Origin of the sequence: Pectobacterium versatile, from assembly GCF_020166435.1 — a bacterium.
GTDB lineage: Bacteria > Pseudomonadota > Gammaproteobacteria > Enterobacterales > Enterobacteriaceae > Pectobacterium > Pectobacterium versatile.
Genome location: NZ_JAINZP010000010.1, coordinates 105,802 through 130,464, shown reverse-complemented (window position 1 = coordinate 130,464; position 24,663 = coordinate 105,802). Strand labels below are relative to the sequence as shown.

At 54.8% G+C, this 24,663-nt stretch carries 22 protein-coding genes and 3 tRNA genes; 12 read left to right on the top strand and 13 right to left on the bottom strand.

Going from position 1 to position 24,663, the window contains the following annotated elements:
* Positions 1-19: 19 nt before the first annotated feature.
* Positions 20-769 (bottom strand): SDR family oxidoreductase, encoded by a 750-nt coding sequence (locus K7X24_RS13545; RefSeq protein ID WP_224555348.1) that lies wholly within the window; start codon positions 767-769, stop codon positions 20-22.
* A 104-nt stretch (positions 770-873) separates the two neighbouring features.
* Here K7X24_RS13545 and K7X24_RS13540 point away from each other — a divergent pair, with 104 nt between their 5' ends.
* Complete coding sequence (locus K7X24_RS13540) at positions 874-1,251, top strand: winged helix-turn-helix transcriptional regulator (protein WP_224555325.1); 378 nt, start codon at positions 874-876, stop codon at positions 1,249-1,251.
* A gap of 146 nt (positions 1,252-1,397) precedes the next feature.
* Here the strand turns inward: K7X24_RS13540 and gcvP are convergent, their stop codons facing one another.
* The 3 genes from gcvP to gcvT form a co-directional block, all read right to left on the bottom strand.
* Positions 1,398-4,271: an aminomethyl-transferring glycine dehydrogenase gene (gene gcvP, locus K7X24_RS13535; protein ID WP_224555324.1), complete on the bottom strand. Its 2,874-nt coding sequence runs from the start codon at positions 4,269-4,271 to the stop codon at positions 1,398-1,400.
* Between the two features lie 118 nt (positions 4,272-4,389).
* Positions 4,390-4,785 carry a glycine cleavage system protein GcvH gene (gene gcvH, locus K7X24_RS13530; RefSeq protein WP_138254834.1) on the bottom strand — a complete coding sequence of 132 codons (396 nt, stop codon included), beginning with the start codon at positions 4,783-4,785 and terminating at the stop codon, positions 4,390-4,392.
* A gap of 59 nt (positions 4,786-4,844) precedes the next feature.
* Positions 4,845-5,960, bottom strand: a complete 1,116-nt coding sequence (gene gcvT, locus K7X24_RS13525; RefSeq protein ID WP_039470774.1) for a glycine cleavage system aminomethyltransferase GcvT — start codon at positions 5,958-5,960, stop codon at positions 4,845-4,847.
* Positions 5,961-6,522: 562 nt separating this feature from the next.
* On the opposite strand from gcvT, the gene fucO reads away from it, so the two are divergent.
* Entirely contained in the window at positions 6,523-7,548 is a 1,026-nt protein-coding gene (fucO, locus tag K7X24_RS13520; RefSeq protein WP_224555322.1) for a lactaldehyde reductase, read from the top strand.
* A gap of 44 nt (positions 7,549-7,592) precedes the next feature.
* On the opposite strand, the gene K7X24_RS13515 is transcribed toward fucO, so the two are convergent.
* The 3 genes from K7X24_RS13515 to budA all read right to left on the bottom strand — a co-directional run bounded on the left by K7X24_RS13515 (position 7,593) and on the right by budA (position 11,678).
* Complete coding sequence (locus K7X24_RS13515; RefSeq protein ID WP_224555320.1) at positions 7,593-9,059, bottom strand: alpha/beta hydrolase; 1,467 nt, start codon at positions 9,057-9,059, stop codon at positions 7,593-7,595.
* A 135-nt stretch (positions 9,060-9,194) separates the two neighbouring features.
* Entirely contained in the window at positions 9,195-10,874 is a 1,680-nt protein-coding gene (gene alsS, locus K7X24_RS13510; protein ID WP_039543357.1) for an acetolactate synthase AlsS, read from the bottom strand.
* A 21-nt stretch (positions 10,875-10,895) separates the two neighbouring features.
* Entirely contained in the window at positions 10,896-11,678 is a 783-nt protein-coding gene (gene budA / locus K7X24_RS13505; RefSeq protein ID WP_180781251.1) for an acetolactate decarboxylase, read from the bottom strand.
* 129 nt (positions 11,679-11,807) lie between these two features.
* Between budA and K7X24_RS13500 the strand changes: the two genes are divergently transcribed.
* Both K7X24_RS13500 and K7X24_RS13495 read left to right on the top strand, forming a co-directional pair.
* Complete coding sequence (locus K7X24_RS13500) at positions 11,808-12,710, top strand: LysR family transcriptional regulator (RefSeq protein WP_180781252.1); 903 nt, start codon at positions 11,808-11,810, stop codon at positions 12,708-12,710.
* 105 nt (positions 12,711-12,815) lie between these two features.
* Positions 12,816-13,106, top strand: coding sequence for a DUF1435 domain-containing protein (locus tag K7X24_RS13495; RefSeq protein WP_029369019.1), 291 nt, complete (start codon positions 12,816-12,818; stop codon positions 13,104-13,106).
* Positions 13,107-13,246: 140 nt separating this feature from the next.
* On the opposite strand, the gene K7X24_RS13490 is transcribed toward K7X24_RS13495, so the two are convergent.
* The 4 genes from K7X24_RS13490 to K7X24_RS13475 form a co-directional block, all read right to left on the bottom strand.
* Positions 13,247-13,333, bottom strand: a tRNA-Leu gene (locus K7X24_RS13490).
* Positions 13,334-13,376: 43 nt separating this feature from the next.
* A tRNA-Leu gene (locus K7X24_RS13485) sits at positions 13,377-13,463 on the bottom strand.
* Between the two features lie 80 nt (positions 13,464-13,543).
* Positions 13,544-13,630, bottom strand: a tRNA-Leu gene (locus tag K7X24_RS13480).
* A 103-nt stretch (positions 13,631-13,733) separates the two neighbouring features.
* Entirely contained in the window at positions 13,734-14,639 is a 906-nt protein-coding gene (locus K7X24_RS13475) for a LysR family transcriptional regulator (protein WP_224555319.1), read from the bottom strand.
* 113 nt (positions 14,640-14,752) lie between these two features.
* Between K7X24_RS13475 and K7X24_RS13470 the strand changes: the two genes are divergently transcribed.
* Positions 14,753-15,745, top strand: coding sequence for an aldo/keto reductase (locus tag K7X24_RS13470; RefSeq protein ID WP_119881206.1), 993 nt, complete (start codon positions 14,753-14,755; stop codon positions 15,743-15,745).
* A 36-nt stretch (positions 15,746-15,781) separates the two neighbouring features.
* Here K7X24_RS13470 and rsmC read toward each other — a convergent pair whose 3' ends face one another.
* Complete coding sequence (gene rsmC, locus K7X24_RS13465) at positions 15,782-16,831, bottom strand: 16S rRNA (guanine(1207)-N(2))-methyltransferase RsmC (RefSeq protein WP_010309331.1); 1,050 nt, start codon at positions 16,829-16,831, stop codon at positions 15,782-15,784.
* Positions 16,832-16,990: 159 nt separating this feature from the next.
* On the opposite strand from rsmC, the gene K7X24_RS13460 reads away from it, so the two are divergent.
* The 3 genes from K7X24_RS13460 (at position 16,991) to K7X24_RS13450 (ending at position 18,507) form a co-directional block, all read left to right on the top strand.
* Positions 16,991-17,422, top strand: a complete 432-nt coding sequence (locus K7X24_RS13460) for a DNA polymerase III subunit psi (RefSeq protein WP_010309329.1) — start codon at positions 16,991-16,993, stop codon at positions 17,420-17,422.
* Positions 17,373-17,816 carry a ribosomal protein S18-alanine N-acetyltransferase gene (gene rimI / locus K7X24_RS13455; protein ID WP_224555317.1) on the top strand — a complete coding sequence of 148 codons (444 nt, stop codon included), beginning with the start codon at positions 17,373-17,375 and terminating at the stop codon, positions 17,814-17,816. Before K7X24_RS13460 ends, rimI begins: the two co-directional genes overlap by 50 nt.
* 211 nt (positions 17,817-18,027) lie before the next feature.
* The gene (locus K7X24_RS13450; RefSeq protein WP_039470758.1) at positions 18,028-18,507 is read left to right on the top strand and encodes a discoidin domain-containing protein; all 480 of its coding nucleotides are present in this window, start codon (positions 18,028-18,030) and stop codon (positions 18,505-18,507) included.
* 26 nt (positions 18,508-18,533) lie between these two features.
* On the opposite strand, the gene K7X24_RS22005 is transcribed toward K7X24_RS13450, so the two are convergent.
* A complete protein-coding gene (locus K7X24_RS22005; RefSeq protein WP_263363212.1) occupies positions 18,534-18,659 on the bottom strand; it encodes a hypothetical protein in 126 nt (41 codons plus the stop codon).
* Positions 18,660-18,746: 87 nt separating this feature from the next.
* Between K7X24_RS22005 and K7X24_RS13445 the strand changes: the two genes are divergently transcribed.
* The 4 genes from K7X24_RS13445 (at position 18,747) to K7X24_RS13430 (ending at position 24,660) form a co-directional block, all read left to right on the top strand.
* Entirely contained in the window at positions 18,747-19,289 is a 543-nt protein-coding gene (locus K7X24_RS13445) for a sigma-70 family RNA polymerase sigma factor (RefSeq protein WP_039470756.1), read from the top strand.
* Entirely contained in the window at positions 19,286-20,248 is a 963-nt protein-coding gene (locus tag K7X24_RS13440) for a FecR domain-containing protein (protein ID WP_224555315.1), read from the top strand. Before K7X24_RS13445 ends, K7X24_RS13440 begins: the two co-directional genes overlap by 4 nt.
* Positions 20,249-20,367: 119 nt before the next feature.
* Entirely contained in the window at positions 20,368-22,863 is a 2,496-nt protein-coding gene (locus tag K7X24_RS13435; protein ID WP_224555313.1) for a TonB-dependent siderophore receptor, read from the top strand.
* A gap of 48 nt (positions 22,864-22,911) precedes the next feature.
* Positions 22,912-24,660, top strand: coding sequence for an ABC transporter ATP-binding protein/permease (locus tag K7X24_RS13430; protein WP_224555311.1), 1,749 nt, complete (start codon positions 22,912-22,914; stop codon positions 24,658-24,660).
* Positions 24,661-24,663: the final 3 nt, after the last annotated feature.

The following is a 24,663-nucleotide window of genomic DNA, read 5'->3' as shown; positions in this document are numbered from 1 at the left end:
GGAAAGCAAAAGATTCATGCTACAGATTGGCGACACCACCGTCGACCAGCAATTCCGTTCCAACCACAAAGCGGGACTCGTCAGAGGCAAGAAAAACCGCCGCTTTCGCCAATTCCCAAGGGGTTCCCATACGGCCAATCGGCACCAGTTGTCGAATTTGTTCCTGCATGGCGGACTGCTGTTCGGGAGAGAGGCCTAGCTTATCAAGCGCAGGAGTTTCAGTCGGGCCCGGGCTCAAGCCGTTCACCCGAATACCACGCGCCACCAACTCAGCCGACAGCGTGCGCGCCAGCGAGAGTAATCCTGCTTTACTCGCGGCGTAGGCACTGCTTTGCGGTAGGCCGATATGGGCGCTGGTCGATCCACACAGAATCACCGATGCCGGGTTGCTCAGCAGCGGCAGTAGTGCCTGAACCAGAAAGAATGGCCCTTTAAGGTTAGTCGCCATAAGCCGATCCCAGGCCGCCTCATCCCAGTTTTCTAACGAACGATGAGTGACATCGCCTGCATTGGCATACAACACGTCCAGACGCGGCCATTGCTGTGTCAGCGTCTGGACCAGATCGTGCTGGGCACGGATATCTCCAGCATCGCAACGGATCGCCAGCGTGGAATGGCCTAACTCAGCCTGCGCACGTGCCAGCGCTTTCTCATCGCGTCCAGTGATGGCGACCGTCGCCCCTTCGGCCAGAAACTGACGTGCGGTTTCTATCCCAATACCGCTGGTGCCCCCGGTGATCAAAGCAAACTTATCTTGCAGCCGTTTCATCATGATGTGTCCTGTCGTGTTGCTTGAAAAACGGCAGTATTTCATCAATAGTATACTTTTGTAAGTAGGCACCAATTGGGTACTAAAGAGGGTATTGGAACCTTATGTCTGTTCACGGCCCAGTAGCAAATACGTCCCTTTCCCCACCATCTGACATTGCAGAACCGTGCCCAATGGTGAATTTCGTCAACCTCATCGCGGGCAAATGGGCGATTCCCATACTGTACCGCCTGATCGTGATCGGCGACCCCGTACGTTTCAGCGCATTACAACGCGCTATCGCCCCCATCACTCAGAAGGAACTGACACGACAGCTGCGCCTGTTCGAACAGCGAAAACTGGTGAAGCGTAAGGTGTATGCCGAAGTGCCACCGCGCGTGGAGTACCAAATCACCCCACTGGGTAAATCACTCCAGCCAACGCTGGATTCACTGGCAGACTGGATGAGAACACACGGTAAAACATTGGCTGGTGATGACTAAATTCGATGAGCCTCAGCGCAGCAGGTTATTAGAGGCAAGTAATGAAAAGGAAGAATAAAATCAGTCAATTAAGCCTCCCCTGAGTAGAGGAGGCTGGAAAAAATATTGAACAACCAAGCCGCTGATTCAACGGCCATCGCGATTAACTACGCATAGTCGCTCATCGGCACACACGAGCAGAACAGGTTACGGTCGCCATACACGTCGTCCAGACGCTTCACGCTCGGCCAGTATTTATGTTCGCTGCCTACCGGGAATACCGCCAGCTCGCGGCTGTACGGATGCGCCCAATCTGCCACCAGCTCCGCCTGCGTGTGCGGTGCGTTAACCAACGGGTTGTCGTCCAGCGGCCATTCGCCCTGCGCGACGCGGTTGATTTCGGTACGGATCGCCAGCATCGCATCAATAAAGCGATCGATCTCGACCTGGCTCTCCGATTCCGTTGGCTCCACCATCAGCGTGCCCGCGACCGGGAACGACATGGTCGGCGCATGGAAACCGTAGTCGATCAGGCGTTTGGCGATATCCATTTCGCTAATGCCGGTGCTCTCTTTAAGCGGACGAATATCCAGAATGCACTCGTGCGCCACGCGACCGTCACGGCCGGTGTAAAGCACCGGATAGGCCTGCTGCAAGCGCGTCGCGATGTAGTTGGCGTTCAGGATCGCCATCTGGCTAGCCTGTTTCAGCCCTTCTGCCCCCATCATACGAATGTACATCCAGCTAATCGGCAGAATAGAAGCACTGCCGAACGGTGCCGCAGAGACTGCGCCCTGCTCCGTCAGTACACCCTCGATTTTTACCACCTGATGACCCGGCACAAACGGTGCCAAATGCGCTTTCACGCCAATCGGCCCCATGCCCGGCCCGCCACCACCGTGCGGAATACAGAAGGTTTTATGCAGGTTCAGATGCGAGACATCTGCACCGATGTAGCCCGGCGTGGTGATGCCAACCTGCGCGTTCATGTTCGCGCCATCCAGATACACCTGACCGCCGTATTGATGCACGATCTGGCACACTTCGCGGATCGTCTCTTCATAGACGCCGTGGGTGGACGGATAGGTCACCATAATGCAGGAAAGCTGTTCGCCCGCCGCCTGCGCTTTCTCACGCAGATCGTGCAGATCGATATTGCCCTGTTTGTCACAGGCGACCACCACCACGTCCATCCCCGCCATCTGCGCTGATGCTGGGTTAGTACCGTGGGCGGAGCTAGGAATCAGACAGAGATTACGGCCAGCTTCATTGCGGCTTTCATGATAGCGACGGATCGCCAGCAGCCCCGCGTATTCACCCTGCGCGCCCGAATTGGGCTGCATGCAAATCGCGTCATAGCCCGTCAGTTGCACCAGCCAGCCTGAGAGCTGTTCGATCATCTGACGATAGCCCAGCGCCTGTTCCGGCGGGCAGAATGGATGCAGTTCGGCAAATTCCGGCCAGGTAATCGGCAGCATTTCCGCCGCCGCGTTGAGTTTCATGGTGCAGGAACCGAGCGGAATCATCGCCTGATTCAACGCAAGATCTTTACGTGCCAAACGGTGCAGGTAGCGCATCATCTCGGTTTCGCTGTGATAGCGGTTGAACACCGGATGCGACAGGATCGCGTCGTGGCGCACCAGCCCAGCCGGGATCGTTGCCGCTTTCTGGCCGATGGCCGCATCAAGCGCGTCGATATCCAACCCGTGATCGTCACCTAGCAGAACCGCGAACAGCGCCAGCACGTCTTCACGCGTGGTTGCTTCATCCAGCGTAATACCTACGGCACTCGCCAAATCGCTGCGCAGGTTGATACCAAAACTCAATGCCCGGCTCAGTACCGCGTCTTTGTCCGCGACTTCAATGGTCAACGTATCGAACCAACTGCGATGACGCAGCAGCAGCCCGCCCTGCGTTAATCCTGCCGCCAGAATATCGGTCAGACGATGGATGCGCCCAGCGATACGTTTGAGCCCTTCCGGCCCGTGGAATACCGCATACATCCCCGCAATGTTGGCCAGCAACACCTGCGAGGTACAAATATTGGAGTTCGCCTTCTCACGGCGAATGTGCTGTTCACGCGTCTGCATCGCCATGCGCAGCGCGGTGTTGCCTGCCGCATCGCGCGACACGCCGATAATACGTCCCGGCATGGCACGTTTATGTTCATCACGACAGGCGAAGAATGCCGCGTGTGGCCCACCGTAGCCCATCGGCACGCCAAAGCGCTGTGCAGAGCCGAAGACGATATCCGCGCCCTGCTTGCCCGGCGCGGTCAGCAGTACCAGCGCCATGATATCCGATGCCACACAGGTGACGACCTTACGTGCTTTCAGTGCCGCCATCAGGTCGCTGTAATCGTGCAGTTCACCCGTCGTCCCTGCCTGTTGCAGCAACACGCCAAACACCGCATCATCTTTCAGCGCTTCTTCCGCCTTACCGACAACAATTTCAAAACCGAAAGTTTCCGCACGAGTACGCACCACATCCAGCGTTTGCGGGTGCACGTCGTCAGCGACAAAGAAACGTTCGGCCTGTTTGAGTTTGCTAATGCGCTTCGCCATCGCCATTGCTTCCGCCGCAGCGGTTGCTTCATCCAGCAACGATGCAGAGGCCAAATCCAAACCGGTTAAATCCTGTGTGACCTGCTGGAAATTCAGCAGCGCCTCAAGACGCCCCTGAGAGACTTCCGGCTGATACGGCGTATAGGCGGTGTACCAACCTGGGTTTTCCAGCAGGTTGCGTAAAATCACTGGCGGCATCAGCACCGCGCTATAGCCCATGCCGATGTAGCTTTTATAGCGTTGATTGCGTCCTGCAATGGCCTTCAGCTCAGCTAACGCTTCATGTTCCGTCACCGCCTCTCCCACCGCTGGCGGGCTAGGCAATTGAATGTCCACTGGGACAATCTGGCGGATCAACGCATCCAGCGACGTAGCCCCCACCACCGACAGCATGTGCTGCTGTTGGCTGACGGAAGGGCCGATATGGCGCTCGATAAACGCGCCGTCATGTTCGAGTTGACTGAGTGTCTGGGTCATTACAGTACTTTCCTTGATCAATCGTGCCTGCATTAATCGTGCTGGCTGCCGCGCTGAAATACGACGCGGGCGAACAAAATAAAACGCCCCAGATTTGACAAAATCGGGGGCGCGATAACTATTCGTCGTCGTCTTCTATCAACGCCTGATAGCCTTCGGCATCAAGCAGTTCGTCCAAATCAGATTCATCAGAAATTCTGATGCGGAACAGCCAACCATCAGCATAAGGTGCGCTGTTGACCAGCTCAGGGGAACCTTCCAGATCGTCGTTAACTTCCACGATCTCACCGCTGATGGGCGCATAAATATCCGACGCCGCTTTTACCGACTCCGCCACCGCGCAGTCATCACCTGCGGCGACGACCGTGCCCACTTCCGGCAAATCGATAAAGACCATGTCACCCAGAAGTTCCTGCGCGTGTTCGGTAATACCCACGCTGTAGATACCGTCGCCCTCATGCAGCACCCATTCGTGCGACGTGGTGTATTTTAATTCTGTTGGTACGTTGCTCATTGCATCCCCTTTCCTAAAGTCGTTAATCCTATGCGCTTATCTTTATAAGCAAGCGGCTATTAATACTGAACGATGGTTTTTCCAGCACGGACAAAACCGGGTTTGGTCACGTGGACAGGCAGTTCGCGGTTACGAATCTGCACTATCGCTTGTTCACCAATCCCCACCGGAACACGCGCCAGCGCGATGCTCACACCAAGCGTCGGCGAGAACGATCCACTAGTGATCACCCCTTCGCGCACCACGCCATCACTATCAGTAAAGCGCACAGGTAAATCATTGCGCAATACGCCTTTTTCCGTCAGCACTAAACCAACCAGTTGATCGGTCCCTTTTTCACGCTGATGCGTTAATGCCTCACGCCCGATAAACTCGCGATCCTCCGGCTGCCAGGCGATTGTCCAGCCCATATTGGCCGCCAGTGGCGAAATGCCCTCATCCATATCCTGACCGTACAGGTTCATCCCCGCTTCCAGCCGCAGCGTATCGCGTGCACCCAGCCCACATGGCTTCACACCAACCGCCAGCAGTTGTTGCCAGAAATCGACCACCTGCTCATTCGGCAGCGCGATTTCATAACCCGCTTCACCCGTATAACCCGTCGTGGCAACGAAGAAGTCGCCCGCCTGCTTGCCAAAAAACGGCTTCATGCTGGCAACCGCTGCCACGTCGGTATCACTCAGGCCTTTTGCCTTCAGGATTTCTTGAACTTTTTCCTGCGCCTGCGGACCTTGCACCGCAACCAGCGCCAGATCGTCGCGCTCGCGGATTTCAACCCCGAACGGCGCAGCGTGCTGCCCGATCCAGGCGAGATCTTTTTCACGGGTCGCGGAGTTCACAACCAGTCGGAAATTGTCTTCCGTGAGAAAATAAACGATCAGATCGTCAATGACGCCGCCGGAGGCATTCAGCATGCCGGTATACAGGGCTTTGCCCGGCTGTGTGAGTTTGGCGACATCATTCGCCAACAGATAACGCAGGAATTCACGCGTTCTCACGCCGTGTAAATCGACGATGGTCATGTGGGAGACATCAAAAATGCCGGCTTCCCGACGCACAATATGGTGTTCGTCCAGTTGGGAGCCGTAGTGCAGTGGCATCATCCAACCATGAAAATCCACCATTTTGGCGCCATCGGCCAGATGTTGTTGATACAACGGGGTCTGCTTTGCCATTCTTCATCCCTCTTCAGCGCATGGCGTTCAGGCGATAAAACACACTACGCAAACGATATCTTATGACTGAACTTACCACCGACGCGCAGGTTAAACCACTCTCTCAGACATAAGATAAATTATATAGAAGACAAAGAAAGTCGAGCCGCCCACAAAAAACAAAGCAGCGTAATATGCTTATTAATTGACGAAATTAAGCACGTAAATTATTTAAATCAGCGTAAACCACAAATTAATGACATTAAAACTGGATAACATAGGCAATGACACCCAACTGAAAACGCCATTCGGATTAGATAATATAATGATAAAAACAAGCTTAAATTAGATTTTTTCAATCAAAAACCAACAGCGACTTCCAGCCTTACTCCCTCTCTTATGCTGCCGCCATCACGATTTTGTGAACCGCTTCTCGGGCGTCTTTACCTCAGTGCCAGCGAACAAGGTGACATGGCACCTGACGGAAGGCGCTGATAGCCCATTTTTCCCACACTACTCGCAAGGAATTGCGCAGCATGTATTTTTCGCTTTATCAAAATCAAACATGATTAGGAGATAGATGATGGCTAATAGAATGATTCTTAACGAAACGTCCTACTTTGGCACGGGCGCGATTGCGCACATTGTCGATGAAGTCATTCCCAACCCCACCATCGCCGTGGTGGAAAAGGGCGTCGAGCGCTTCAAGGCATCACAGGCCGATTACCTGATCGCGATTGGCGGCGGCTCACCGCAGGATACCTGTAAGGCTATCGGAATTATTATTAATAACCCTGAATTCGCCGATGTCCGTAGCTTGGAAGGCGTTGCGGCCACCCGACGCCCTGCCGTCCCGATTATCGCGATCCCGACCACCTCCGGCACGGCCGCAGAAGTCACCATCAACTACGTCATCACTGATGAAGAAAAGCGCCGCAAATTTGTGTGCGTCGATCCACATGACATCCCGATTGTCGCCATCGTCGATCCCGATATGATGATGAGCATGCCTGCCTCACTGAAAGCCGCCACGGGGATTGACGCCCTAACGCACGCCATTGAAGGCTTCACCACCAAGGCCGCTTGGGAACTGACCGATACGCTGCACCTGAAGGCCATTGAAATAATCAGCCGTTCACTGCGCGATTCCGTCGCTGGGAAGCCGAAAGGCGTGGAAGAGATGGCGCTGGGACAATACATCGCCGGCATGGGATTCTCGAACGTCGGACTGGGGCTGGTACACGGTATGGCGCACCCGCTTGGCGCGTTTTACAACACGCCACACGGCGTCGCTAACGCGATCCTGCTGCCGCATATCATGGCCTACAACGCCGATTACACGGGTGAAAAATTCCGGGATATCGCCGTGGCAATGGGGGTAAAAGGCGCGGCAGAAATGCCGATTGCTCAGGCGCGGGAAGCCGCGATTCACGCGGTTCGTCAGCTGTCTCACGATGTGGATATTCCACCAAGACTGCGCGATGTCGGCGTGAGAGAAGAGGACATTCCCGCGCTGGCGCAGGCCGCCTTTGACGATGTCTGCACCGGCGGTAACCCGCGCGATACGAACATTGATGAAATTAAAGCGCTGTATCGATCTATTTATTGAGAATATCTCAACGCCACCCGCGATACCCTGCGGGTGGCCGTTCGCTATCGCGGGATCTTCTCTTCAATACGTTGGATCAAGTAGGGATAAAACGGATTCGACGACAGTCGCAGCAGTGTATCCAGATCGACCACCAGCGCGGCACGTTCTCCTCTTGGGGTAATTTTCCCCAGCGGCAAGCCAAACTCGGTAGGATTCTGTGAGAAACGACCATACAGCGAATCTGAATCTGGAAACGGCAGCGCGACATGCGATAGTGAATACACGTCCGATGGATAATCCATTCCCAGCTCACGCGTCTGTTCTTGCATCGTCCCCGCTGCGACGTCAAACGCTACGGCACGCGAACTGTTCGGCGCGGCGTTGGATATCACCGTTGTATCGTAATGACGTGGGGCGACAGGTAGCAGTTGACTGACGGCACCATTCGTCGACTCACGCAGAAGCGGGCCAAAATTAACGGTACGGTTTACATCAAAGAGCACCAGCTGACTGCCGTTAGCAGGCAACAAATTATAGAACGCCGTAATAACGGCACGCGTACTGACGGTGAAATCCATCACCGACTGGAACGTCAGCACTGGCGGCAGATTGACCAACGTATTCGTCTGCGCTTTACGGCTTAGCTGACTCTGAAGTTCATGCGTCAACAGCCAGGATTGGCGCGCACCATTTACCGGAAATGAATTGTATTTGAAGGGATTAAATTCCGGCAAAATGCCCAGCCAGGCAGATTTGGCAAAGGCAGGGAAGATAGCGGGTAACCCAGCCAGCCCCGCAAAGCGCGCATAGCTGGTAATACCGATCATTGGGGAAATGAGGATGAGCTGGTCAGGACGCACCAGCGCAGGATTATCTAAGGAATCCAGTGCGTACTTCAGCGCCAGCGCACCACCGTTGGAAAATCCGACGATATGCAGCGGCAGCCTTTGGCCCTGTCGCACCGTCAGGTATGACGTCGCCTCACGAACAGCAAGCCTCATCGCCGCTAGCCAATCTTCCCATTCGACATCAGTCAGCGCACCCGGCACCGTCCCGTGGGCAGGTAAACGAATCCCGACCACGAAAAAACCACGCTGACGATAACGCTCCGCAACATGTCGCAAGCTGTAGGGTGAGTCGGTCAGGCCGTGCAACATCACGACTGCGCCTTTCAGTTCTCCTTCCGGCGACAGTTCATAGGAACGATTCCAGTCATGCTGAAATTTCCCAGGATAAACCGGGCTACCCGAAAAATAGCGGTTAACCGGACGCTGTTCATCCTCATCCAGTTCCTGCGTGACGTGCTGATTAACCTGCTGAAAGATGAGCGCTTCCTGCTTTACATACGCAGTCCAGTCGCTTTTATCGAGCTCCGCTGCCGACAGTTCATCCGGCACATAGGTATGCCAGGGTGCAAGCGGCGGCCCGCTTTGCGTATCATAAACACGAATAGCCAGCAGCGTCATCGCGATCACCCCAATCACAATGAGCCCACGTCTGACAATGCGCCGGGCTGATTTCATTAGCATGCTCGTTTCCCTTCCCATTACCGTATAGCGACGCAGATGATTCTAAAGAAAATCATGCAGACACACACCGTATTATTCAGGGAAACGCGACACACTCCCGCCCGATACCGTACGGGCGGGTAATCATCTGGCATATCAGATCAGCACGCTAATATTCAGATTCTCCATCAGCCAGTGGTTATCGGAATAATCAACGGGGATGGCAATCACCGCAGGGCCGTCGACGTCCATTGCCTGACGGAGTTTGCTGACCAGTTCATCCGCAGATTCAACGGCAAACCCTTTCGCGCCGAATGCTTCCGCATACGCTTTGAAGTCAATCGGCCCAAACGACACGCCCGCCGGACGATGGTATTTGTGCCGCTGCTGGATTTCCACCATGTTGTAGCCGTTATCCACCCAGATGATATGCAGAAGATTGCTTTTCAGGCGCACCGCCGTTTCCAGCTCCATACTGGACTGCATAAACCCGCCGTCGCCGGAAACAGACACCACTTTTTTTCCGGGCTGCACCAGCGATGCGGCGATTGCCCACGGTAGCGCCACGCCCATCGTCTGCTGGCCATTGGTCATCAGGATCTGTCGCGCCCGGAAGCTATACAGGTAACGCGCCAGCCAGATATGGAAACTCCCCATATCCACACACAGCGTGACATCCTCATTCACGATATCCTGCATCGCCCGCACCAGACGCAAAGGGTGGATCGCAAATCCTGCCATGTTGATAGCGCGCGTACTGAGATCGTGGCGCTGGCGCTGACGATCCCGCAACACGGACTGTGTATCAGCAGACAAGATAAATGGTTCGCTGATGCACGCATTCAGCGTGTCCACCGTCATTGCGATATTCCCAAGCAGTTCGATATCGGGACGATAAGCGCTGTCGATCTCCGCTCGCAGCACATCAATGTGGATCAGCGTCGCCTTGCCGCTGTTCCATAACACCGGATCGTACTCAATCGGGCTGTAGCCCACGGTAACGATCACATCCGCCTGTTGCAGCAGCTTATCGCCAGCCTGATTGTTGAATAATCCGACACGTCCGGCAAAGTGATCGAACTGCTGCTGATCGATCACGCCAGCAGCCTGATACGTGCTGGTCACGGGCAGTTTGCTATGGTGAAGGAAACGACGCAGTGCCTGCGCATTCTCCTGCTGACTGGCCATTAACCCGAGCAAAAGCACCGGGTTTTTAGCCTGCCGCAGCCGTTTGGCCGCTTCGGCAATGTCGCTATGCGGCGCGCCGTTTAGCAGCGGTAAATGCGGACAAGCCAGCACCGGGCTAATCACCGGCTCATTGACGATATCCTGCGGCAGGCTGACAAACGCCGCGCCCGGACGCCCGCTCTCTGCCGCTCGGAAAGCATTGGCCAGCACTTCCGATATGGCGGAAGAAGCCGTGATTTCCGCACTGAATTTACTAACTGGCTGAAACAGGCTGACGGTGTCCAGACTCTGGTGCGTCAGCTTAAGCTTATCTGCCCGCTTAACCGCCCCGCCTAGCGCCACTACCGCATCACCCTCTGCGGTTGCCGTTGCCAATCCGGTGACGAGGTTGGAACAGCCGGGGCCAGATGTCACCAGCGTCACTCCTGCTTTCCCCGTGAGACGCCCTATCGCCGCCGCCATAAACGCGCCGTTCGCCTCATGCCGAACAGGGATCGTTTGGATCGTCGAGTCTTCCAGCTCATCAAACACACGATCAATTTTTGCGCCGGGAATACCAAAAATATGCTTCACGCCCTGCGCTTCCAGGTGTTTTACAATCAGCTCGGCTCCGCTGCTCCAGCTTTGCTGTTCGGTGGACTTTTCCATGACATGACTCCGATGAAATGACTAGCTCTCTACTGACTGGATTACGCTGTTGAGGTTTTCTGAGGACAGGTCGGCATTGAGAAACTCCCGATCCTGAGGCAGATCGATGATCAGTTTGGCAATCACACCAAACGTCAGCGTGCCGTGCTCGACGTCATAATTCAGAATATGACCGCCGCCCTGGCGATCGTCAGTAATGAAATGTTCGTGGTAACCCGCGACATTAATTCCCTGAGTGTAAGCTGGACTACGAAAACCAATAACGCTGCCGCTACGGTGTTCAAAATGAAATGTTGGTTGCCCTTCAACCGCTTCCTGCATCGGTTTATAAGGCCGGCACTGTCGGGGGACGGTACGGGTTTCAACACAGCGAAAATTCCCGTCAATCCGCAGCGCGCAGAACAGATTGTCCGTTCCTACGATCTCATCGATCTGGCGATGCACGTCTTCACGCGAAGTCCAGCGATCAAAACGGATCGTTTCCGTTGGGCGAAAGAACGTCATGACCGCAAACGGCGTTTTCTGCTCCGGCTTCGCCGCCCGTGCGCTGCCGTCGGATAACAGCTGGAAAATCTGGCTATTCAAGGCAACCAGTTCCCCGTCCAAACTATTAAATGTTCCTAATCCAAAGTCACCATGCTCCAGTAATTCAGCCATCGTTCGGCTGCCTTCGTATACGCCATTTATTAGTCCACTCATTAATGAGGTTTGATAAATAACGCTGTCTGCATGCTGCCGCCGAAAATCATAGGCGTAGCTAGCAAAGGCTTCTTCACAGGATTGTTCACTGACATTCGTTTTCATACCGTCCTTCTCACCGCATCAATTACTTAAATAATGCTAATATTTAGATAAAGATTGACGCGTGAGAGAACAAAATTCCAATATGCAATTAAGGTCATTTCGAGATCGGAAACATATGGAGTCACGTAAATGGAGCTACGTTATCTGCGCTATTTTGTCGCCGTTGCACAAGCTAAGCATTTCACGCGTGCGGCGGAAAATCTGGGGATGTCACAGCCGCCTCTCAGCCAGCAGATCAAGAAATTCGAGCAGGAGATCGGTACGCCGCTGTTCAAGCGACTGACGCGCGGCGTAGAAATGACGGAGGCGGGACAAGCGCTGTATGAAGATGCACGTCAGATTTTGCAGCTTACCGATTCGGCCATCGCGCGGACAAGGAGCATTGCGCGAGGTGAGAAAGGTAGCTTGAACGTAGGGTTTTCGCCGTCGGCCATGTTCCACCCGACCGTGCTTGCGCTACTGCATCGTTATTGTCAGCAGCATCCACACGTTCAGCCGCTACCAAAGGAGGAAAATCCGGCAGCGCTCATTACTGCACTGCAAGAACGCAATATCGACATCGCCTTTCTGCGTTTACCCTGCGATCTCAGCGATGAGGTTAACGGGGAGATTTTGGCTGAAGAGCCGATGAAATTAGTGTTACCCGCTGGGCATGCGCTGAGCCATAAAACGCAGGTTTCGCTTAGCGAGCTGCGTCAGGAACCGCTGATTATTTTCCCACGCGAGGTGTGTCCAGGGCTGCATGACATGATAATCCGCACTTGCTATCTGTCAGGCTATGGCCCCAGACCCAGCCCATTTGCTCCGCAGTTAACGGCCACCATCGGGATGGTCGCCGCAGGCTTCGGCATCACGCTTGTGCCGGAATCTCTCGCCTGTATTAAGGCGGATAATGTGACCTATCATGATATCGGCATGCCCGAAATCCATACACAAATTGCGGCTATCTGGCGCAAACATGAACGATCGCCGGTTATCGTGAATATGATTCACCTGATACGCCAACATTTGAGCAGTCAGCATCCCGATTAACAAAATTAGGCAGAAAATTCCAACAATCCGCTCGTCAAAAACTAGTAATTGATATAAATTCTTATATGATATTAGTTATCATTATCATTTTTGACGGGTGGAAAAATGCTGACAGCAATGATCACAGCCTGCGGGCTATGGGGTGTGAGCTGGTGTATGGGGAAGCATCTGTCCAGCGCCTGGGGCGTGTTGCTGCCTTGTGCCATCATGCCGCTACTGGCGCTGCTCAACCTGAACCTGACGCACCTAAAAGTGATTATCGCCATCGCCCTGTTGGCGACGCTTGTCATGCTGTTTCATCAACGTTTACGTCACTATTTACTGCTGCCGTCCTGCATTGCGCTGGCTGGCGGTTTGGCGGCGCTGTCCGTCACGTTTAATCTCACAACGCTGTAAATGTATGTGGATGTAGATCAGTAAACGAGAAAGAGTACACAACCCAGAATGGTAAATAATCGCGAAAAAGCAGCATAGCCAGAAACGGGATAAAAGAGAATAAACAGGGAAAAAAATCAGGAAGATACAGAGGGAATCTGTGGTGCGAAGAGAGGGACTTGAACCCTCACGTCCGTAAGGACACTAACACCTGAAGCTAGCGCGTCTACCAATTCCGCCACCTTCGCACTGAGAACGTTGTTTGTCTTATACAATAAATCTATCACGACATGGTGCGAAGAGAGGGACTTGAACCCTCACGTCCGTAAGAACACTAACACCTGAAGCTAGCGCGTCTACCAATTCCGCCACCTTCGCAACTCTGTCATGCAATAACTACGTCATGCAACACTGATTTACTGCTTCGGTTCGACAAACCAGAACCGTTGTAGTGATGTTGGTGCGAAGAGAGGGACTTGAACCCTCACGTCCGTAAGAACACTAACACCTGAAGCTAGCGCGTCTACCAATTCCGCCACCTTCGCAACACTGCTTTACGCAATATCACTACGGGGCCGAATTCTAGAGGTTTTCACGTTCACGTCAATGATTATTTCCTCTGGAATGCGGGGTTTGCTGCAAAAAACATCATCTCGCTGCGGCATTGCGCGTAAAGAGCTCATCGAGCCATTCAATGAACACACGAATCCGTGGCGCGAGAAAACGACCGGGCGCATACATCACATAAAGCGGCATCGCGGGCGGCGGCATTTCCGGCAGGATCTCAACCAGTTCCCCACTTTCCAGAAACGGGCGCATGCCGCGACGCGGGGCCTGAATAATCCCCAATCCGGCACGCGCGCTGGCGATGTAGGCATCAGTGCCGTTAACCTGCAACGCACCGGGCAGCATACGCGTAATGCACTCATCGCCCGACATAAATTCCAGCGGATAACGGTATTCGGTACGCAGAGAGAAATAGCCGACCATCTGATGCCCCGACAGCTCCTCAAGCGAACGCGGCACACCGTAGCGTGCCAGATAGTCGGCCGATGCACAGGTTACCTGCGGCATTGACGGCAAATGGCGGGTCGCCAGCGTTTCATCGTCGGTCTGCCAGGCGCGCAACACACAGTCGACGCCTTCACGCAGCACATTAATCGCCGCATCATTGGCGCTCAGCATCAGCGTCACCTGCGGATAGCGCGCGTAGAACTCGCCCAGCGCCGGAACAACGATTTCCCTCGCCAGCGAGTGCGGCATATCCACCCGCACTTTACCAACGGGTTGCTGCTTTTGCTGCGTGAACAGCGTATCGATCTCTTCTATTTCCGCGAGCAATTGCAGACAGCGTTCATAGTAAACGCGCCCTTCGTCGGTGATCTGCACCTGACGAGTCGTACGTTGCAGCAAACGAACTCCCAGCCGTGCTTCAAGCTGTTTGATGGTGTTGCTTACCGTCGCGCGTGGCAGCGTCAGTCGCTCCGCCGCGCGGCTAAAGCTGCCCAGTTCGACAATACGCACAAAAACCCGCATCGCCTGAATGTGATCCATCGCCGCCACCATTGTTGGTTATTTTTGAATAGTGTTGCATAAAAAGCGGTATTTATCTTTGCTGGATAAACAACCAGACTGCTTTCACTGCCAACGACATGAGGAAGATGACAATGCAACAGCGCAAATTAGGTGCGAACGGCCCGCAGGTTTCGGCTATTGGGCTAGGCTGCATGGGAATGAGTGATTTCTACTCCACCGCGCAGGACGAAAAAGAATCCATTGCCACGTTGCATCGCGCATTGGAGCTGGGCGTTACGCTGCTGGATACCGCCGATATGTATGGCCCCCACACCAATGAGCTGCTGCTCGGCAAAGCCATAAAAGGCAAACGCGAACAGGTCTTTCTGGCAACCAAATTCGGCATTGTACGCGACCCGGCAAACCCCAACGCACGCGGCGTCTGCGGTAAACCGGACTACATCCGCCGCGCGGTGGAAGGCAGCCTGACGCGACTCGGGACGGACGTTATCGATCTTTACTATCAGCACCGCATCGACCCGACGGTTCCCATTGAAGAGACGGTCGGCACGCTGGCAGAGCTGGTTCAGGAAGGCAAGATTCGCTACATCGGCCTGAGTGAAGCCTCCGCCACCACGCTAGAACGTGCGCACCGTGTGCACCCCATTACGGCGTTACAGAGCGAATACTCACTGTGGACGCGCGATATGGAAGCCGAGATTCTGCCCACCTGTGAGCGTCTGGGTATCGGCTTTGTGCCTTACAGCCCACTCGGCCGTGGTTTCCTGACCGGTGCGATTCGCAGCCCGGACGATCTGGCTGCCGACGATTTCCGTCGCACCAATCCACGCTTCTCGGGGGAAAATTTCGGCAAAAACCTGCAACTGGTAGAGAAAATTAACCAACTGGCGCAGGAAAAACAGGTGACGCCATCACAGCTGGCGCTGGCATGGGTATTGGCACAGGGTGAACATATTGTGCCGATTCCGGGCACCAAACGCCGCCGCTATCTGGAAGAGAACGTCGCCGCGCTGGATGTCACGCTGACGAAAGAGGAACTGGCCGCCATTGATGCTATTTTCCCACCCGATGCCGCAGCAGGTGAACGCTACGGCAAGGAGAGTATGGCGGCACTGAATCAATAGAAGAAGTATCAGTAAAGGCAATATCAGTAATAAGGATTACCGACGACGACCTTTGCTTCCTGTGCGCGGCGGACGACCGACGGTGGCCTGATACACCTTGAAGCGTCCAGTCTGCGCCAGCACTTCATGGCTACCAAAGGCGGCATCTAACAGCGCCGGATAAGGCAGGAAGGCGTTAGCGACGATGCGTAACTGCCCGCCAATCGGTAGATGGGTCACCGCACCACGAATCAGCATTTCCGCGGCTTGCAGGCTGGTCTGTAAGCCGTCATGGAACGGCGGATTAGACACGATCATATCGAAGCGGCCGTCGATGTCGGAGTAAACATTACTCGCAATCACGCTGCCTTCTAACGCATTCGCCGCCAGCGTTGCCTTGCTGGATTCGACAGCGGCTGCACTGACATCACTCAGCGTCAGGCGAATTTTCGGCGACTGTTTCGCCAGTACCGATGCCAATACGCCCGCACCGCAGGCGATATCCAGCACTTTGCCTTTCATGTGCGGCTCAAACGTAGACAGCAGCAGTCGGCTACCCGGATCCAGGTCATCACGACTGAAGACACCCGGAAGCGTTTTGACGGTCACGCCGTCCGTCACATACTCGTCCCACCACTCATCCAGCGTGAAGCTGGCCTGCTTGTCAATCCGACCGTGGTAAAGCCCGCAGCGACGTGCACTGTCGATTTTTACCAACTCAACGAAGTCAGACAGCACAATTTCAGCACTACGCACGCCGCTGCGGTTTTCCCCAACAACGAAGATTTCCGTACCGACCGGCATCAGAGACAGCAGGTTACGCAGTTGGAATTCCGCTTCCTGTTTGCTCTTCGGCCAGTAATAAATCAGCGTGTCGCTATCCGCCACCAGCGCCGCATCCGCTACCAGACCATATTGAGCGTTATCCCCAAGTGGCTTTGCCATCTGTTGCCAGTGGTGATATTGGTTGCAATGGACACGCACTGACGCCGCCTCAAATTGCGCGGGCAGGGTATCCTGCAAATCACCGGCAAACAGAACTCGGCGTGAAAGAAATTCGTCACTATGGCGCAGTATGACTTCACTGGCGGGGGTTAATGCGGACATCAGGCTACGGCTCCTTAATCATTGAGCGGGGGATTATATACGCTTCGTCCCCGAAGTTGCAGAGCGGAGAGGAAATAACCGCACCGACGTTGGCGCAGTCTGACGGGGTTTGTTAGCATAGGCACGAATCATTTTCTCGCACGCCAGACAGGATAACGCATGGAATCAAGACGTGACAGGCTGCTACAGCAACTGGGGATTACGCAGTGGACGCTGCGTCGCCCGACGGTGCTGCAAGGCGAAATCGCCGTCAGTCTGCCCGAACAGGTGCGTCTGGTGATTGTCTCCGCCGAGCCGCTGGCCGATGATGAACCGCTGCTGACCGACGTTCTGCACAGTCTGGCGCTCACTCCCGCGCAAGCCTATCGCCTGACGCCGCAGCAGATCGAGATGTTGCCCGCCGACGCGCACTGCCATAGCTGGCGGTTAGGCATCGCGGAACCCATTGCGCTACAGGGTGTTCAGCTTTCCAGCCCTCTGCTTTCCGAACTTTATCAAAATGCCGACGCCAAACGGGCGCTGTGGCAACAGATCTGTGAACATGAACACGATATCTTCTCTGACGCCAGCCGATCTGGCACAAGCCTTTAAAATTGAACAAGTCAGCCACGCCTTTCCCTGGTCGGAAAAAACGTTTGTCAGCAATCAAGGTGAGCGTTATTTCAACATCAAACTGGAGCATGACGGGCAGCTTGCCGCTTACGCCATCACACAGGTCGTGCTGGATGAAGCGACGTTGTTCAATATCGCGGTACACCCCGACCACCAGCGTCAAGGGCTGGGTCGCCAGCTATTGGAACATCTGATCGAAGAAATGGAACGGCGCGGCATTCTGACGCTGTGGCTGGAAGTACGCGAGTCAAACGCGCGAGCCATCGCGCTTTATGAAAGCCTGGGATTTAACGAAGTCTCCGTGCGCCGCGATTATTACCCTACAGCACAAGGCCGGGAAGACGCTATTCTCATGGCGCTGCCGCTCGGCTAACCTCTTTACCTACGGCACTCGCGACTCGGCGGGTGCCATTGGGTGCCATAATGTGCGCCCCATCCCGCTCTGCCTTTTTTCCTGATAGAAAAATCCCCGCAACGTGATCGCTATAAATAAAACCTCGTTTCTTTTTTATCACAATGCAATTCCATTTCATGTTTCTGGTTTGCAGGCATGTATGGTTTATCCGTTATCTACGAGGAATAATATGAAAAAATACACTCTGGCTACGACGCTCCTGTGCGGCTTATTCTCTCTTTCCGCTTACGCGGTACAAGTAACGGCGGTGACAGCTTCCGCTTATGATTCAGACAAGGGCCATAAACCTGCCAACATTGCCGATGGCGACGTAAAAACCCGCTGGGCGGCAAATGGCGAGAGCTGGGTTCAGGTAGAACTGGATAAAGAACAGTCGGTTGAAAACTTTGTTCTGGTTCCTTTCAAAGCGGACGAGCGCAAACTGAAGTTCTCCGTTTCCTACTCCACCGACGGTAAAACCTGGCAAAAACTGGCTGACAATCTGGTCACCTCCAACAACGCCAAAGACGGTGAAAAATTCACCTTCCCTGCCGTGAAAGCGAAATTCTTCAAGCTGGATACGTTCGGTACCGATGTGAATAAATGGAGTGCGATCAACGAGATCAGCTTTAACAGTGCCGCACAGGTTCCGGCTCAGGCCATCAAGTAACGTGTTGGAATCGTCTGGCGCTTAGGTCAGTCGATTCCGCTGTCGTTGAACGCACCACGCCCGATACGGCTATCGAGTGTGGTGCATTCCAACCTTGCGCCCCCTGCATGCTTACCGCTTCCCTCACCTTCCCCTCCGACACCGTTATCCACATTTTCCTTAGCGTTGAAATAAAAATCATTCTCAATTAATATGCGCCTGAAATTTGACCTCCTATCGCTCCGTTTCAGGCACCAGACATGTCATCAGCCAACATTGATACCTCAGCAGATCTGCATCAGCTCTATTGTCAGCATCATGGCTGGTTACAGGGGCTATTGCGCAAACGGCTGGGGAATCTGTGTGATGCGGCCGATCTGGCGCAGGATGTATTTTTACGGCTCTTATTGAAGCCGCGCCAGTTCGACAGCCACGCTGGCGCGCGGGCTTACCTGAGCGTAATGGCGCAAGGCATGTGCGTCGATCTGTGGCGCAAACGGGAAATTGAGCGCGTCTGGCTCACCTCGCTGGCCGAGCAGCCAGAACCGGTTGCGCTGTCGGCGGAAGACAGCAACATCATTCTCGAAACCCTGTATCAGGTCGACGCCATGCTGCGAGCGCTGCCAGAGAAGGTACGCGCGGCCTTTATCATGGCGCAGGTACAGGGATTACCCTATCGGGACATTGCCGAGACGCTGGGCGTTTCCGAACGCATGGTAAAAAAATACATGGCACAGGCCATGCTGCATTGTGTGCTGTTGGAAGCGGAGATAGACGCGGACGGTCAGGCCGTTGATTCATGAATAAGCCCAGCTTTATCGCCTTGCAGCAGGCATCGCAATGGTACGCCCAACTGTGCGATCGGGAACCTGACGATGAGCACTACCACCACTGGCAGCGCTGGATGGACGAAAGCGAGGAACACCGTCAAGCCTGGGAATACGTGCAAACGGTCAGCCAGCGCTTCCAACCGCTGCGTGGCGACGGCCAGCAGCCCGCGCTGAATACGCTACTGCACCAACCTGCACCGATGACACGCCGCCGTGCGCTCAAGCTCGTCGCGCTACTCAGCACCGGTTCACTGCTTTCCTGGCTGACGTACCGCCATACGCCGCTAAAAGGCTCGCTGCTGGCGATGACGGCCGATCATCACAGCGCAGTGGGAGAAATCAAACCACTCACCTTACCGGACAACACCCGACTGTGGCTGAACACCGCCAGCGCGATTGATATCCGCTACAGCGACCAGCGTCGGGAAATTGCCCTGCTGGCGGGGGATATTCTGATTGAGACCGCTGCCGATGCCCGCCCTTTCTTTGTCACCACCGCGCAGGGGCACTTGCAGGCGCTGGGCACGCGCTTCAGCGTCGCGCAGGAACCGGACGCTACCACGCTGACCGTTTACCAACACGCGGTTGAGGTCAGCGCCAAATACGCCTCCGCCGCGCGTCGGGTCAACGCGGGCTATCATCTGCGCTTTAACGCTGATGGTCAGGGGGACATGTTGCCCAACCATCAGAACGATGCCGACTGGTCACACGGCGTGCTCCAGGCGGACAACATGCCGCTGGGAGAGGTCGTGGCACAGCTGTCCCGCTATCGCCACGGCTATCTGGCGTGCCAGCCTGCCATCGCCGATTTACGCGTGATGGGCACCTTCCCCTTAACCGATACCGATATGGCACTGAACATGCTGGCGCAGGCCTTCCCGGTCCGCATCCAGCGGCGTTTTCCGTGGTGGGTAACCGTCGAGCCGCGTTGATATCACCTTCTTTTTTAGATACAGACAAAAATTTTCTCTTTTGAGTTCCCCTTTTTCCACTGTCGTTCGATTCACAGTAAAACCACCAATTTTTACTCTGGGTCAGAAGGCGAATTTTCATGGCATTGATTCCATTTTTCTCTACACAGCGCACACCGTCCAAATTGGCCATTGCCGTTCATCTGCTGCTGTGCGGAGCACCGCTGCTCACGCATTCCACCGCAACTGCCGCAGAAACGACAACTGCGGCGGCAACCAAAACCTATTCCATCTCCGCCGGGCCGCTTAACCAGCAGCTTAACCAGTTTGCCGCCCAATCAGGCGTTTATCTGGTTGGTAATGCACAGTTGACGACCGGAAAAACCGGGCCGTCTCTGCAAGGGAATTACAGCGTCGATGGCGGATTTGCGGCGCTGCTGGCAGGAAGCGGGCTTCAGGTGATTCCGCAGCCTAATAGCGTCTGGCGCTTACAGAGAATACCGCAGGGGGATGAAATGCTGGTCGTGGCGGGCATCAACCGCAACGGCGTGACCGAAGGCACTCAGTCCTACACCACGCGCAGCATGAATACCGCGACACAGCTGAATCTGTCACCGCGAGAAACGCCGCAGTCGGTGAGCGTCGTGACACGCCAGCGCATGGACGATCAGAACATGACCTCACTGGATGAGGCCATGAAACAAACCACCGGTATTAACGTGGTCAATCAGAACAGCTATCAGGTGAAATACGAATCGCGTGCTTTCGTGATGGATAATATCAAGGAAGACGGCGTGAACTTCTCCAGCCAGAACAGCGTATCCAACATGGGTGCGGTTCAGTCCTCCAGCGAATCACCCGATCTAGCGATTTATGATCGCGTCGAAATCCTGCGCGGTGCGTCCGGCCTGTCACAAGGCAATGGCGAACCCGGCGGCACCGTTAATCTGGTGCGCAAGCAGCCTACTCACAATTTTCAGGCATCCGGCAGCGTTGGCGCAGGCAGTTGGGATAATTACCGCAGCGAGCTCGATGTTTCCGGGCCGCTAAACGACGATGCCAGCCTGCGCGGCCGTCTCGTTGGCGTTTATCAGGATAAACAAAGCTTTAAAGATTACGAGCACAGTGAAAGAAAAGTGCTGTTCGGCACGCTGGCCTACGATCTGACGCCGTCCACCACGGTCACTGGCGGCATCAACTGGCAAAAGACCCGTGCCGTACCTGATGTGTATGGCATCCCGTTCGCCACCAATAAAAGTAGCCTGAACCTGCCACGCTCTACCTATCTGGGTGCCAGCTGGAACCGTGTTGAATTTGAAAAAATTAACCCGTTTGTCGAACTGGAGCACCACTTCGATAACGACTGGACGCTGAAAACCGCGCTGAACTATATCCACTCCCGCGCAGCAAGCAGCTATATCGGTATCATGAACGGCACCAGCGGCGTCAATCCGGCAACGGGAAATTCTTCGCTGAACAATAACCTGCGCTACGACAACAAAGCCGAACAGTGGGGTTACAACCTGAGCCTGAACGGTCCGTTCGAGCTGTTGGGACGTAATCATGAACTGGTGGTGGGTGGTGATTATCAGAAAGAGAATTTCGATAACAACCACATCCGCATCAACAACACCAGCAGCGTGAATATTTTCAACTGGCAGCCGAATTCGCTGGCAGAACCAGACTGGTCAAATACGAGCCTCTACAACAACCACTATAACGACCGCTTTAACCTGTATCAGCGCGGTGCGTTCGCCACGGCCAGATTCGAACTGGCGGATGACTGGAAGCTGATTCTGGGGGGCCGCTACAGCGCCTACAGCTATGACGAATATTTCACTAACCATCTCCGCAATACGTCCTCACTCAGCAGCCTGCATGCCAGCAATGAGTTTGTGCCTTACGGCGGCCTGCTGTGGGACTTTGCTGACAACTACACCTGGTATCTGAGCTACGCCGAGATCTACAAGCCGCAGAGCGAAAAAGATCGCAACGGTAAGCTGCTGCCCGCCATTACCGGCACCAACTATGAAACCGGTGTGAAGGGCGAGTTCTTTGATGGCGATCTGAATACCTCGCTGGCGCTGTTCCGCATCATTCAGGCGAACCGCGCGATGGCCGTGGCGGATAGTTCAGTTTGCCTGATCGGGACAAGCTGCTCGCAAGCTCAAGGCGAAGTACGCAGCCAGGGTGTGGAGCTGGATGTCACAGGAAAACTGGCCGAAGGCTGGCAGATTCAGGCGGGTTATACCCTGACCAACAGTAAATATCTTGAAGGTAGCGCGAGCGAAAGAGCGGCACAGTTCAGCCCGCGCACGCCGAAACATATGTTCAAGCTCTACACCTCATACAATCTGCCGGGTGAGTTGAATCAATGGACGGTTGGCGCAGGTATGACGGCACAGACCGAGACACAAACCTACCCTAATCGGGTTTATGGTCTGCATCAGGGCGGTTACACCCTGTTTAACGCCAATGTCCGCTATCAGTACAGCAAAAACCTGAGCTTCAATCTGGTGGGCAATAATCTGACGGATAAAACCTACTACTTAAACCTGAACAACCGCCATCTTAGCGGCAACAACTATTACGGCGACCCGCGTAATTTCATGCTAACCGCGAAGTGGAATTTCTAAGCGAACACGCCTGCCAGCCTCGGCTGGCAGGCCATCGCCTAACCCATTATGCAAACGCTTAAACGCTTTTATGCGCTGGTCGCACCTTTCTGGCTGACCACGCGAGCCACGCTGCTCTGGTTGCTACTGCTGCTGATTATGAGCCTGACACTCTCCGTCGTGTGGATCAGCGTGCAGTACAACAACTGGAGCCGGGATTTTTACGACGCGCTGGCCGACTACTTTCAGCACGCGTCAATCTACGATATGGCCGTGCGCTATCTAGCCTACACGCTGCTGTTTGTGCTGGTGATCATCTGCGGCAACTGGCTCAAGAAACAGCTGATTATCCGCTGGCGCGATACCATGACGCATCAGTATGAGCAGGATTGGCTGCGTAATCACGCCCACTACCAACTCAGCTCCGGGCTGGATAACCCCGATCAGCGCATCGCGGAAGATATCCGTCTGCTGATCGAACAGAGTCTCGAACTCCTGCTTTCGCTGCTGAAAAACACCGCCCGTTTTTTCTCTTTCATCGCCATTCTCTGGCAGCTTTCCGGCGTCCATACTTTCACGCTAGCCGGCTATACCATCACGGTACACGGCTATCTGGTGTGGATCGCGCTGGTTTACGCCGCAGTAGCCAGCGTGGTGACGCACCTGCTGGGGCATCGCCTGCACAAGCTGAATATTGAACGTCAGCGGGTAGAAGCCGACTACCGCGCCACGCTGCTGCGGGTGCGAGACAACAGCGAGCAAATCGCGTTTTACCAAGGGAGCGACGCCGAGCAGCAGCGGATGCGGCAACACTTCCTGCCCATCGTGCAAAATTGGCAGCGTTTAATGACGCGAGAATTCCGGCTGGAAAGCTTTACGACCAGCTATTTCCGTTTCAGCCTGATTATTCCAGTTTTCGCTACCCTGCCACTGTTTCTCGCCCGTCAGGTTAGCCTCGGGGCGATTATGCAGGCGCGATCCGCCTTCGGTTATGTGCTGGATGCCTTTGGCTGGTTTATCGATGCCTACCGCCAGCTGGTTCAGTGGTCTTCTACGATTGAACGGCTGTGGGAATTCCAGCACCGCTTACAACAGTTACCGACGCCAGAGGAACCTCGCCATGAAGGCTATGCTCTGCACATCAACGCGCTGTCCGTCTCGCGCCCCGAGGGCTCACCGTACTTCGCCCCTCTGACGCTCACGCTTCAGGCTGGCGAATGGGCGGTGCTCAGCGCAGTCAGCGGCAGTGGAAAAACCACGCTGCTGCGGGCACTGGCGGGGCTGTGGCCTGCCTCACAAGGAGAGAGGCATTTCCCTGCGGGCCGCGCGCTGTTCTTACCGCAAAAGGCCTATTTACCGCAGGACACGCTGCGTCAGGTACTGTGTTATCCGCAGGCGCAGTTAGCGGATACCGCACGGTTGATCGCGGTACTAGAACAAACCGGGCTGGCCGCGCTGATTCCCCGTCTGGACGACAAGGCGAACTGGAGCCGGGAACTATCAGGCGGTGAACAACAGCGCCTGTCGCTCGCACGTGCGTTACTGCTGCGCCCGACGCTACTTTGTCTGGATGAAGCCACCAGCCAGCTCGACGACGCGGCGGCGCTTCAACTGCTAGAGCAAATCAGATTAATACTGCCGCAAACCATTGTTTTGGCCGTCAGCCACCAGCCTGCGGTGCTAGCATGCTTCAAACATCAGATACGGTTAACGCCACTCGAATCAGAGAAGAAAGCACACACAGAGAACCGTATTGTCGATCCTTCTGTTGCGCCGCTAACGGCGGATGTACAGCAGGTTGCTTACGGAAAGAGGTGAAGA